Origin of the sequence: Hanstruepera ponticola (assembly GCF_002940745.1) — a bacterium.
In the GTDB taxonomy this organism is placed as follows: Bacteria; Bacteroidota; Bacteroidia; order Flavobacteriales; family Flavobacteriaceae; genus Hanstruepera; species Hanstruepera ponticola.
The window spans coordinates 1-13,658 of sequence record NZ_POTB01000002.1; the positions used below are offsets into that span (position 1 = coordinate 1).

The window sequence follows — 13,658 nt, forward strand, 5'->3', positions numbered from 1 at the left end:
GTTGTTACTATTGGCTCACCTACACCACAGTTGTCTGTTGCTCCAAACATTGGTGCCTCTACTTCTGGGTTACAGCCTAAATCACCACTCTCATCATCTGTTGTGATTACTGGTGCTTCTGTATCTACTATCCATGTATAAGTTACACTTACTTCTTCTGCAGGGTTTCCACAATCATCTGTCACGTTTGCTGTCCATGTCTGGCTGTATGCACATCCGTCATTTGTTGGACCTGCTGTTGTTACTATTGGCTCACCTACACCACAGTTGTCTGTTGCTCCAAACATTGGTGCCTCTACTTCTGGGTTACAGCCTAAATCACCACTCTCATCATCTGTTGTGATTACTGGTGCTTCATCATCAAAAGTCCATGTGTATGTTACACTACAAGCTTCAAAATCATATGATGTATTACCACATGGATCTGTAGCTTTGAAGATATATGTTACACTTCTCTCACATCCTTCATCATCAAGTATTGTTTCATCAACAAAAACAACTGAATTATCAGCTGCTCCAAAACAATTATCATCTACTGTTATAAAATCTATTAAACTTTCTCCGCTTGGTATAGATTCAGGGTTACAACCTAGATCACCTCCTGGAATTGCACTACAATTAACCTTGGGAGGCAGATTGTCTTCTGTCCATGTATATGTGATAGAGACTGGGGTTGCGGTGTAACCACAATTCTTTACTAAATATGCTGTCCACGTTTGAGAAAAACTACAATCAAATCCACCAGCATTTTGTGGTCCGTTTGTAGTAACAAAAATATCGCATTTGACATCTGTATCAAATTCAGGTGGAACCACAATAGGGTTACATCCTAAATTAGAATCAACTGCATTTGTTGTAATAACAGCTTGTTGCTGTTCATCTCCAAGTATAGTTCTTTGACTAAAACCTTGAAAAGATAGAAACAAAAAAACCATTAACGTTAACAACAGTTTATAACTGCTATTAGAATGAATGGTTTTTTTATCCCAAAAAGAACATAGTTTTTTTAGAGAGCTCCAACAATTGGTAACTCTCAATTTTGAGGTAAAAGTGTACATTAACATAACATTTTAGTTTGATTAATAATGCGTTAACATAACACAGTTGTTGTAATACAACGATTACTTTCAAGATGAGCAACATCTTAAAAATAACAAGTTATTCTTATGAAGTAAAATTGAGGCACTTAAATGCTATTAACCAATTAAATGCTAAAATTGTAGGAAGAATAAATTTAGAAAAAATATTCTGATAACGAATATAAATAATTCACATACCCGTTTCAAAGTAAATTAGATAATCGACATTTTTATTAGATAATGTGTAATCTAATTAGTACAATTCAGTATTATCAATTGTTAAATTTTGAAGAAAATTCAAGGAGTTCTCTAAATCAATATAAAGCTCCCTGTCATTTGATACAAAAGCAACTTCATTTCTATACGCAGCTAGAAAAGATTCAATAAAGTCAGAAGATTTTATCGGACTTCTAAAAGCAATAGCTTGAGCAGCATTAAATAATTCAATTGACAATATGCGTTCAATATTATTAATTAAGTCGTAAGCTTGAGTTGCAGCATTGGCTCCCATACTAACATGATCTTCTTGACCATTACTTGAAACAATACTATCGACACTTGCAGGCGAAGCTAGTTGTTTGTTGGCACTTACAATACTAGCTGCTGTATATTGAGGTATCATAAACCCTGAATTCAATCCTGGATTATCAACCAAGAATGTTGGTAATTTCCTTAAACCAGAAACCAATTGAAAAATACGTCTTTCTGAAATATTCCCTAATTCAGCCATAGCAATTTTAAGATAGTCCAAAGCAAGCGCCAACGGTTGCCCATGAAAATTCCCTCCAGAAATAATCTCATCATCCTGACTAAAGATATTAGGATTATCAGTAACAGAATTTATCTCTGTTGTAATTGTTTTATTTACGAATTCTAGAGTATCCTTTGTTGCTCCATGAACTTGAGGCATACATCTAAAGGAGTAAGGATCTTGAACATGCTCTTTTTCTTGCTTAATTAATTCACTCCCATCAAGAAATTCTCTAACTCGCTCTGCTGTTTTGAGTTGACCTGAATGAGGTCTAACCAAATGTACTAGTTCATTGAAAGGCTCTATTCTACCATCAAAAGCGTCTAGTGAAATACTACCAATTAAATCTGCTAAATAAGATAGTTTATATGATTTTATCAATAAACAAGTTCCATAAGCACTCATAAATTGTGTCCCGTTAAGTAAAGCCAAACCTTCTTTTGATTGCAATTTAATTGGACTCCAATTAAACAACTTAATAATATCTTTAGATTCACAAAATTCATCATTATATAAAACGGTTCCTTTACCTAATAGTGGTAGTGCCAAATGAGCAAGAGGTGCTAAATCTCCCGAAGCTCCTAAAGAACCTTGGGTATATACAACTGGTAATATATTATTATTATAAAATGCTATCAACCTTTCAACAGTTTCCAATTGCACACCACTATGTCCATAACTTAACGATTGAATTTTTAAAAGCAACATAACTTTTACAATATCACTTGGTACATGCTTTCCCATCCCACAAGCATGAGACATAACTAAATTTTCTTGAAGTTTAGTAAGATTTTCTTTAGTGATTTTAATGTTGTAGAGGGAGCCGAAACCAGTATTAATACCATAAATGGGCTTATCTTGACCTCTCAACTTTTCATTTAGATATTCTCTACAAGTATTTATTTTTTGGATGACTTCCTCGGAAAGCGCAAGTTTTTTGTCTTCAGAAATGATATCTGATATTTTCTCAATACTTAAAGTTTCTGATGATATGTAGTGAAATGAATCCATATTAATATTTTAACGGTTTCAAAATTCCACATTCATTGTTTATTATGCAAACAAATATCAATAATTAAATAAGATTTTAATTTAAAATTATATTTTTGGTAAATTAAACAAACAAACCCATGAAAAGAACTTTAATATTACTATGCGCATTATCAATTTTTGCGTGTGAAAAAAAAGAAGAAGCTCCTAAAGATTATGTGACTTTTTCAGGTAAAATCACCAACCCTAATAGTGACTCCATAGTTTTGAGAACCAGAGATTACTCAAAGACTATAAAAGTTAACGCTGATGGCACTTTTAGCGACACTCTTAAAGTTGAAACTGGCATCTATAATTTTTATGATGGAGCGGAATCCACTTCTGTTTTTCTAAAAAATGGCTATGAAATTGATATGACGTTAGACGCAAAAATGTTTGATGAAACAGCAAAATATACTGGAAAAGGATCAGAACATAGTAATTTTTTAGCTACAAAGGCCTTAAAGGAAGAAAAGTTACTTGACTTTGAGGAGTTAAGCACTATTGAAGACATGCAAACTTTAGAAGAAAGGTTAGCTAATATAAAAACTCAATTGAGCGAATTTTATGCATCAAATAAGGACATTGATACTTCAATAACTAATAGTGCTAATAAAACGTTAGAACCTATGCTCGACTCCTACAAAAGATATATTGGTCAAGCTATAGCTCTCAAAAAAGAACTACCTAAAGGTGCAGAGTCTCCGACGTTTGAAGACTATGAAAATTATGATGGCACTAAAACATCATTAGAAGATTTAAAAGGTAAATATGTTTACATTGATGTTTGGGCAACCTGGTGCGGACCATGCAAAGCTGAAATACCTGCTTTAAAGGCTATTGAAGAAGAATACCATGATAAGAACATTCAATTTGTAAGTATGTCTATTGATGATGACAGAACTCATGGAGGATCTTGGGACCAAGCACGTGAAGACTGGAAGGCCATGGTTAAAGATAAAGAATTAGGTGGTATCCAAATTTTTGCTCCAAAAGGCTGGCAATCTGAATTTGTTCAGAATTATAAAATAAATGGTATTCCGCGTTTTATTCTTATAGATCCTGATGGTAACGTTGTGACACCAGATGCACCAAGACCATCAAGTGAAAAATTAAAAGAACTGTTTACGGAATTAAATATATAATCTCATAAATTCTCAAAACAAAAAAGCCACATTATTGTGGCTTTTTTTGCTGTTTATCATTACTTTCTTCTTCAATAGGCTCTTGATTTTCAGGCAGTTTAAAAAGATCAATATAAGCTTCACCTAAAGCATCAATAACATCAGAAGCTATAAGGCTTTGATACCCTAAATCTTCAACAGCAATATCTGCAGCTTTTCCATGCAAATAAACGCCGAAAACCGATGACGCTAAAGGATCATACCCTTGCGCTATAAGTCCCGTAATTATTCCAGTTAAAACATCACCTGTTCCTCCAGTTGCCAATCCAGGGTTTCCAGTAGTGTTGACATACAATTTTTCACCCATTACAACAATTGTGTTTGCACCCTTTAATACAACAATAACCTTGTGTTTTACAGAAAACGCCTTAACCATTGATAGTTTATCGAAGTCATCTTTCCATTGTCCTATCAATCTCTCTAACTCTTTAGGATGAGGAGTTAAAACGGTGTTTTCGGGTAATAATTTAATTAAATCCTTGTTTTGCGAAATGCAATTCAAACCATCGGCATCAATAACTAATGCTGATTTATTTTTCTTTAAAAATATCCCAAGCGCAGAATTAGTTTCTTCATGTGTTCCCATTCCTACTCCAATACCTATGGCAGTTGGTTCAAAGTCAATTTGAATATTAGAAATATAATGTTCGTCTTCGTCTGTAATCACCATAGCTTCTGGAAAACTTGTTTGCAATGGTACATTACCACATTTTGGAACATAACTACTAATTAAACCGACTCCTGAAGATAATGCGCCTCTACTTGATAATGTGACTGCTCCAATTTTACCATAACTTCCTCCAATAATTAACGCATGACCGTAGTTTCCTTTATGTGAAAATTTTTCTCGAGGCTTATAAATTGGTAAAACCTCTTGTTTTCCAATCAACTCTACTTCAGTTGGTGTTGTTATTAAATATTCCCTATCTATACCAATATCTAACACTTCCCACTGTATTGTGTATTTACCTGTTTCTGGCAAAAAGAAAACCAGTTTTGGGGCTTGGAAACTCAAAGTATAACTCGCCCATACCACGTGATTTTCATTTTCAGGAACCTGATCAGTCTTCAATCCTGAAGGAATATCAATTGATAACGTAAACGCTTTCGACTGTCTAAAATGTTGAAATAATTTTAATACCCATTGTGCTGGTGGACGATTAAGACCAATACCAAACACAGCATCTAATATTATATCTTGTGGCTGCATTTCAGGATATTCATCACGTTCTCCCAATAGTATCGGCCAAGATTTAGTAGTTTCTTTGATACGTTCATAATTTATTAAGAAATCTTTAGAACGTTTATCACTGTAGTTAATTATATAAGTATGAACATTATAGCCATGTGTAATTAAATGACGCGCAACAACCAATCCATCACCACCATTATTACCAATACCGCAAAACACATGTATAGGTACTTGAGCACCTTGCATACGCATATGCAACCAATTAAAAATTTGCGTTCCAGCGCGCTCCATAAGTTCAGTAGAAGTAATGTTTTGACGTTCAGCAGTTAACTTATCGCCTTCATATATTTGTTCTTTTGAAAAAATCTTCATGTGATTGTTTTATGTTTTTAACAATTTATCGAATAAAAAAGCCCTTCAATCCAAAAAAAGGGTATTAATTTTTTTATTACAGTAAAAATAATACTTTTGATAGGTATAGACATAAAAAATGCAACTTTCAAACCAAATACATTTCAATTTTTTAACCTTTTCTTCTACGAAAGGTTGTGTAATTACAGTTGCTTTTTTTACGACCCTTTGGGGTTAAATCTATATAAAACTCCGTAATTAATTTATCCTTTTTTCCCTTACTAACATATTCAATTTATCAACTGATTTATTATGAATGTATTAAAATTTGGCGGCACATCTGTAGGCTCCGTAGAAAATATAAAACAAGTTATTGGTATTTTAGAAGACTATTCCAAAACTGAACCGCTAATTTGCGTGGTTTCAGCAGTTGGTGGCATAACTAATAAGCTTCTAAAAGCAGGAGAACTTGCTCAAAATAAAAATGAAACCTATCTATCTGAATTTAAAGATATTAAATCTATTCATTTAAATATATTGTCTGAATTAATTTCATCTCAAGACACGACTTCAAAAGAGTATTTAGAAACCAAATTACAAGCCCTAAAAAGCCTTTTAGATGGTATTTATTTAATCAATGAATTATCTCCAAAAACAACTGACAAACTTTTGAGTTTTGGTGAGCTTTTATCCTCATATATAATTACAGAAGCACTAAAAGAACGTGGCAACAGTATTATGAGAAAAAATAGCCAAGAACTCATTGTCACTGATTCCAATTTTACCAAAGCTGAAGTTAATTTTAATCTTACAAATACTAATATCTTATCATATTTTGCAGATGCTAAACAATCAATAACCATTATTCCTGGTTTTATCTCGAAATCAGAAGGTGGCGAACAAACCACTTTAGGTCGTGGTGGCTCTGATTTCACAGCTGCGATTATTGCTGCTGCATTACGAGTTAATCGATTGGAAATATGGACCGATGTTAGTGGCATGTACACGGCAAATCCGAAATTGGTAAAACAAGCTTATCCTATAAAAAACTTGTCCTACCAAGAAGCCATGGAATTATCTCATTTTGGCGCTAAAGTACTTTATCCTCCAACTGTACAGCCGGTTTTGGATTACAATATTCCAATTCATATAAAAAATACTATGGTACCAGAAGCTTCTGGAACTATAATTTCCAAAGATTACACCAATGGCAAAACAACCATAGCAAGAGGTATCAGCCATATAGATAACATGTCCTTACTCACCCTTCAAGGCAATGGCATGGTGGGCATCCCAGGATTCTCAAAAAGACTTTTTGAAACATTAGCCCAAGAGAAAATTAATGTGATTTTAATCACTCAAGCGTCTTCGGAGCATTCTATTTGCTTTGGAATTGCAAATGTTGACACCATAAAAGCTGAAAAAGCTATAAATGCAACTTTTGAGAATGAAATTTCACTTCATAAAATTGATCCCATAATAATTGAACATGATTTGGCTGTTATAGCACTAGTTGGTGACAATATGAAAAATCATCAAGGTATTAGTGGACGTTTATTTAGCGCTTTAGGTAAGAATAATATCAATATTCGAGCTATTGCCCAAGGTGCCTCCGAAAAAAATATTTCGACAGTAATTGCTCAAAAGGATGTAAAAAAGGCACTAAACACTATACATGAACGGTTTTTTGAAGAACAGAATAAGCAACTTAATGTGTTTATTACTGGAGTTGGTAACGTTGGTGAACGGTTAATAGAACAAATTAAGCAGCAGAAAAAATACTTAAAAGAACACCTCAAAATCAACTTACGCGTCATTGGACTCTCCAACTCACGTAAAATGATATTTGATGATTCCGGATTATCATTAAAAACCTGGAAAGTTGATCTTGATAATGGTGAATCAGCGTCGTTAGAGGCATTTTTTGAACATGTAAAGACTTTCAACTTACGAAATAGTATTTTTGTTGATGTTACGGCCAATGAATCTGTTGCCAAAATGTACACTAATTACTTAAAAGAAAGCATTGCTGTTGTTGCATGTAACAAAATAGCCTGTTCTAGTGATTTGGAAAACTATAATAATTTAAAACTCTTATCACGAAAATATAATGCACCTTTCTTATTTGAAACTAATGTGGGTGCTGGTTTACCCATAATTGACACCTTAAATAACTTAATAGCTTCAGGTGATGAAGTCACATCTATACAAGCTGTTCTTTCAGGCAGTTTGAATTTTGTTTTTAATAATTTCAATGACAAAACAAAATTTCATGACGTGGTAAAACAAGCCCAATTAGAAGGCTATACAGAACCTGATCCCAGAATTGATTTATCTGGTGTTGATGTGGCCCGAAAAATTCTTATTTTGGCAAGAGAAAGTGGCACAGATATGAATTTAGATGACATAGAGAATAAATCCTTTTTAACTAAAGCTAATTTAGAAAGTGATTCTGTAGATGAGTTTTATCAAACTTTAATTGATGATGAAGCACATTTTCAAAAACTATATGCCTCTGCACAATCCAACGATTGCCAGCTCAAATATGTTGCCGAATTCAATAATGGCAAAGCCGAAGTTGGGTTGCGGGAAATCCCTGAAGGTCATCCATTCTATAATTTAGAAGGAAAAGATAATATTGTCATGTTCTATACCCAACGCTATCCAGAACAACCTATGATAATTAAAGGTGCTGGTGCAGGAGCCGATGTTACCGCTTCAGGCTTGTTTGCTGATATAATCCGAATTGGAACCAACTAAATTATGGACAGAATAAAGATTTTTTCGCCAGCTACTGTTGCAAATATCTCTTGCGGATTTGATGCATTGGGTTTAGCGTTGGAAGGCATAGGTGATGAAATGGTATTCACCAAACGAAATGACAATCAACTCATAATCACTAAAATTGAAGGCGCTAACCTACCCTACGATATCGATGACAATTTAGTAGGAACCGTTATAAAGGCCATGCTCCAGAAACTGGATTTGCAGATAGGTTTAGATATTGAAATTTATAAAGGATTTAAACCTGGAAGCGGATTAGGTTCTAGTGCTGCCAGTGCAGCTGGCACTGCTTTCGCTATTAATGAACTATTAGGTAAACCATTTACAAAAACTGAATTAGTACAATTTGCCATGCTAGGTGAAGAAGCCGCTTGTGGCTCTCCAATTGCCGATAACGTGTCCGCTGCTTTGTTTGGCGGTTTTGTTTTAATTAGAAGTTTAAATCCTGTAGAAGTTATTAGCTTACCAGTTCCAGATGATTTATTTATAACGGCTTTGCACCCACAAATAGAAATCAAAACAGAAGATGCTCGAAACGTGTTACCTCAAGAAATCCCTTTAAAAGATGCCATAACACAATGGTCTAATGTAGGAGGTCTTGTTAGTGGCTTATATACAAATGATTACAAATTAATTGGTCGATCACTACAAGATGTTATTGTAGAACCTTATCGCAAAAAATTAATTCCTCATTTTGATTCTGTAAAGCGTGCTGCTTTAAATACTGGCGCCTTGGGTGCAGGTATTTCTGGCGCTGGACCAACTATATTTGCAATTAGCAAAGGTGAATCTCATGCAAAGCAAGTAGAATTAACTATAGATAATATATATTCAAAAACAGATATAGAATATTACACATTTGTCTCTTCAATTAATAAAGAGGGTGTGAAAATTATAAAATAGTGAACGTCTATTCGAGTTTTTTCTGAAAGAAAAAGTATCGAGAACACGTTTAGTAATTAATCTCTTATTCTCGATAAATTCCACATGAGTGGAACACTCGAATTGACGAGATAACAAAATTTGATTAATGATTTATTACAGTTTAAACAAAAAAGCGCCAAATACCTCATTTAAAGATGCCGTGATTAAAGGTATTGCACCAGACAAAGGCTTATATTTTCCAGAACGTATTACCCCTTTACCTGATTCCTTTTTTAGAAACATTGATAATCTTTCATATTCTGAAATAGCTTTTGAAGCTATCAAACAATTTGTTGAACCAGACATTCCAGAATCAATATTGCAACAAATTATTGATGAAACGCTGTCGTTTGAGTTTCCTATTGTAACCATAAATGAACATATATCAACTTTGGAATTGTTTCATGGTCCAACTATGGCATTCAAAGATGTTGGTGCCCGATTTATGGCAAGATGCCTCGGTTATTTCAATCAAAACAATCAGAATGAAGTAACGGTGTTAGTAGCTACTTCAGGAGATACTGGAGGAGCTGTTGCTAATGGATTTTTGGGTGTTCCTGGCGTTAATGTGGTTATCCTCTATCCTAGCGGTAAAGTGAGCGACATTCAGGAAAAACAATTAACCACTTTAGGACAAAACATTAACGCATTGGAAGTTGATGGTGTTTTTGATGATTGCCAAGACATGGTCAAACAAGCCTTCTTAGATACTGACATTACAAATCACATGCAATTAACCTCGGCCAACTCCATTAACGTGGCTAGATGGTTACCGCAACTGTTCTATTTTATGTTTGCTTACAAACAATTGCATAACCAGTATAAAGATATCGTGTTTTCAGTCCCAAGCGGAAATTTTGGAAACATTTGCGCAGGTATGATGGCACAGCAATTAGGCTTACCTATCAATCATTTTATTGCCTCAAATAATGAAAACAATGTCGTTTCAAGTTATTTGAATTCACAAGAATATACGCCCAAACCATCTGTTCAGACAATTAGTAATGCTATGGATGTTGGAAACCCTAGTAATTTTATAAGGATTCAAGAAATCTATAATCATGATTTTGATACGCTGAAAAAGAATCTGTCAGGATTTAGTTTTACTGATGCTGAAACACGCGAAGCTATGAAAGAACTCTATAATAAATATAACTATATTGCCGATCCGCATGGTGTAGTTGGATATTTAGGAAGCAAGGCCTATTTAAAACAAAACCCTAGTGCCCATTGTGTGTTTTTGGAAACGGCTCACCCCACAAAATTTTTAGATGTGGTTGAGGAAACCATCAATACAACTGTTGCATTGCCCAAACAAATACAAGCGGTTATGAACCGAGAAAAGAAAGCCAGCAAAATCGGTTCATACCAAGAATTAAAAAACTACCTACTTATGTCGTAAATATATGATAACAACGTAAATGCTATTAATTTTATGACCACCATTTTAACTGCCACACCAATAGATGCAAAACAACTTGCAGAACTTGGTAAAACTACTTTTTTAGAATCTCACGGCCACAGTGCTTCTAAAAAAGATATTACGAATTACGTGAAATCAAAATTTTCAATATCTGAATTTGAGCGCGAACTTAAGCAAGCTAAAAATCATTACCATATTTTGTATCATAACGAAACTCCCATTGGTTATTCTAAATTGGTATTGAATGTTACTAGTAAAAACATTCCTAATAAAACCACCACCAAATTAGAACGACTTTATGTTTTGCAAGAATATCATCATTTAAAGTTAGGCTTAGAACTCTTTAATTTTTGTGTGACCTTCTCAAAAAACCATGACCAAACAGGTATGTGGCTCTACACTTGGGTTGAAAACCATAAAGCTATAGCATTTTATAAAAAAGCTGGGTTTGAAATTGTAGGAAGCTATGATTTTAAAATTTCAGACACCCATTACAATCCCAACCATCAAATGCTTTTGGATTACTAATTACTCATGTTTTTACATAAAAGAACAACAAAACTGGATTCCTGCATGGCTATTGGCAGGCAATCTTATAGACCATAAGCAAACACAACAAAAAGTTCTCATATCCCGAAAATGACACCCAAAAAAACTATATTTATACTGATATAACAAGTTGTGCATAATGCGGAGAAACAAACTGCTGAAAAGAAAAAAACGTTAGAAAAGTTTGAATTTTAACTGATAAGGCACGTTATATTTTTTACAATATTCTATCCTAAAGCTATCCCAATCGTTAAACTGACTCATCATTTCTGTTGCTTGAGAAATAAATATTGACAATTCATTTCTTGCACCTTCAGTAAGATATTGATGATGTTTGTATTTTCTTGTTCCAGTTATTACGAATGGATTAACTATTCTTAAAAACGGCAAAACCTCTTGCGAAAATCTAAAATAGATTATCTCATTTGTAAATCGTCCAGCCTGCCAAGGTTTTTCAGCTATTATGCCATTATATTCCCAATTATTTAAACGAAACATTTCTTTGTAATAGTCTTGAGTAAAAATAGACTTGTATTCTGTTGGTTTTCGTAAAATTCGACTTCCAATGTTTTTTATTTTCCATAAATCCTCTATTGTTGAGAGAAGTTTACGTTTTTCATTTTCAGTATCTAATTCTTTATCAGAAAACTTGTTCTTTACTTTTGACTCTGTTTGGTCAATAATAAATCTTTTAAGTAAGTCCTGATTTTCTTTTCCCTGTAGAACCTTTAATTGTTCTATTTCTTCAGGATTCAATTTGGTATTCTTCATCGCTATTAATTATAAATTTTATTTCTCACTTTTTTTATATGGTCACCGAAAGTAAAATCATCCAAAAAATTATGTTCTAATTTTGATTTTAACTTTGTTATGTTGGGATTCATCTTTTTTGCTCTTCCCCAAGCATATTTATCCGAACTTGGAGCATCAAACGCATAGAATACGTAAGCAAAACTTGGGTCGACATTATTAGATATAGCATATTGCTTTATGAATTCGTGATTATTAATAAATCCACTTGCTTCTTTTGTTTTCTCTTTTGAGAAAAGATACTCTCTTGCAAAATTATCCGCTTCAATTTCACTTTGAGATTCACTATCCAAACTTTTTTGACCTTCTTGAGAAATATGATAATTTGAAAGCTGTATTTCATCCCAATCAAATAATACGTGATAAAGCTCGTGTACAAGAGCAAACCATAGTGTTGGATAAAACCCAACATAGTCGGTTAATGCTATACAAGGTTTATCGTTTACCATAAAAGTTGCACCTCTTATGTGTAAAGACGGAAAAGATGGAATAAAAACTACAGTAATTCCTAGTTGAAATAATTGTTTAATAACATTTACAAGACCATTTTCAACATCCATAGATTGCCATCTAATCTGCGGGAAATAATCTATTAACTTATCACGACTGTAAATATTTGGATTTCTTAATTCAATACAAGATTGTTCTGCTAAATAAACCCAATTCTTAACACTACAATTACGTTTAGCTCTTTTTCCGGAACTAAATGCAACATTAATATCAGGTTCAGAATATTCGAAAATATTCTTTAATCCAAAATAATTACAAATCGACTTAACAATTTCATTATAATCAGTCAAAGACTTTATTAAACCAACTTTTTTAAGCTCTGCCAAATTGAATTTTTCATTAATAAATTCAACCATTTCATTGGTTCGATTTATATCCTTCCCAACATTATGAACTTCATTTACTTTTTGTAAATATAGAGTTGCTATTTGCTCTAAATCAGTACCTAAAAAATTAGATAATTTTATTAATTGAGTGTAATCTAACATTTTTTGTTCACCCGAAAGAATTCCATCCAGAGTACGAACACTCATTCCCATAATACTTAATGCAGTCGTTTTTGGAATATTTAAGCTCTCAAGTCTATTTATGAACAATTCCTCTAAAGTTTCCTTTATTTTAGTAGGTTTAGGCTCGAATAGTCTTTTTAGAATATCATCACTATCAGAATTTATATTTCCCATATAGTTTTATAGTACCTTTTATGTTTTGATTTAATTTTTGACTAAAGTACTTCAAAAAATGCATCAATACATTTTTTATTTAATTAACTTTTAAAATGTTATTAACAATTAAAAATCGATTGAAAAGAATAATTATCTATACGGAAATCACAATATCCAACAATGTTTCTAAATAAATTGCAAGGTTCTCGCCTTCTAACGAAAATTCTCGAGGGTTTTTATATTCAATTTTTTTATTAAATTTAGGAACTTAAATACTAAATTAATCTTCTACAAAAACGTAGCTTTTAATACAAAAAATAGCGTTTTAGAGATTAATTAATTAAAATAATTTAAAGAAAAATTAGTTTGGATTAATATTTGTACTATATTGAATAATATTATTTAAG

General features: G+C 32.9%; 10 protein-coding genes. 5 read left to right on the forward strand and 5 right to left on the reverse strand.

Annotated features, from left to right (window positions below; all coding sequences use genetic code 11):
- Both C1S72_RS11485 and hutH read right to left on the reverse strand, forming a co-directional pair.
- Positions 1 to 935: hypothetical protein (locus C1S72_RS11485; protein ID WP_162919977.1), on the reverse strand; the 935-nt coding region annotated here is incomplete at its 3' end.
- A 397-nt stretch (positions 936 to 1,332) separates the two neighbouring features.
- Positions 1,333 to 2,841: a histidine ammonia-lyase gene (gene hutH, locus C1S72_RS11490; protein WP_104735877.1), complete on the reverse strand. Its 1,509-nt coding sequence runs from the start codon at positions 2,839 to 2,841 to the stop codon at positions 1,333 to 1,335.
- 119 nt (positions 2,842 to 2,960) lie between these two features.
- On the opposite strand from hutH, the gene C1S72_RS11495 reads away from it, so the two are divergent.
- Complete coding sequence (locus tag C1S72_RS11495; protein ID WP_104735878.1) at positions 2,961 to 4,004, forward strand: TlpA family protein disulfide reductase; 1,044 nt, start codon at positions 2,961 to 2,963, stop codon at positions 4,002 to 4,004.
- 31 nt (positions 4,005 to 4,035) lie between these two features.
- On the opposite strand, the gene C1S72_RS11500 is transcribed toward C1S72_RS11495, so the two are convergent.
- Positions 4,036 to 5,607 (reverse strand): NAD(P)H-hydrate dehydratase, encoded by a 1,572-nt coding sequence (locus tag C1S72_RS11500; protein WP_104735879.1) that lies wholly within the window; start codon positions 5,605 to 5,607, stop codon positions 4,036 to 4,038.
- Between the two features lie 291 nt (positions 5,608 to 5,898).
- On the opposite strand from C1S72_RS11500, the gene thrA reads away from it, so the two are divergent.
- The 4 genes from thrA (at position 5,899) to C1S72_RS11520 (ending at position 11,245) form a co-directional block, all read left to right on the forward strand.
- Entirely contained in the window at positions 5,899 to 8,346 is a 2,448-nt protein-coding gene (gene thrA, locus C1S72_RS11505) for a bifunctional aspartate kinase/homoserine dehydrogenase I (protein WP_104735880.1), read from the forward strand.
- 3 nt (positions 8,347 to 8,349) lie between these two features.
- Positions 8,350 to 9,273, forward strand: coding sequence for a homoserine kinase (locus tag C1S72_RS11510; protein ID WP_104735881.1), 924 nt, complete (start codon positions 8,350 to 8,352; stop codon positions 9,271 to 9,273).
- A 127-nt stretch (positions 9,274 to 9,400) separates the two neighbouring features.
- Entirely contained in the window at positions 9,401 to 10,696 is a 1,296-nt protein-coding gene (thrC, locus tag C1S72_RS11515; RefSeq protein WP_104735882.1) for a threonine synthase, read from the forward strand.
- Between the two features lie 33 nt (positions 10,697 to 10,729).
- Positions 10,730 to 11,245: a GNAT family N-acetyltransferase gene (locus tag C1S72_RS11520; protein WP_104735883.1), complete on the forward strand. Its 516-nt coding sequence runs from the start codon at positions 10,730 to 10,732 to the stop codon at positions 11,243 to 11,245.
- Positions 11,246 to 11,440: 195 nt separating this feature from the next.
- Here the strand turns inward: C1S72_RS11520 and C1S72_RS11525 are convergent, their stop codons facing one another.
- A complete protein-coding gene (locus C1S72_RS11525; RefSeq protein ID WP_104735884.1) occupies positions 11,441 to 12,037 on the reverse strand; it encodes a P63C domain-containing protein in 597 nt (198 codons plus the stop codon).
- Positions 12,038 to 12,042: 5 nt separating this feature from the next.
- Positions 12,043 to 13,269: an ImmA/IrrE family metallo-endopeptidase gene (locus C1S72_RS11530; protein WP_104735885.1), complete on the reverse strand. Its 1,227-nt coding sequence runs from the start codon at positions 13,267 to 13,269 to the stop codon at positions 12,043 to 12,045.
- Between the last annotated feature and the right edge of the window lie 389 nt (positions 13,270 to 13,658).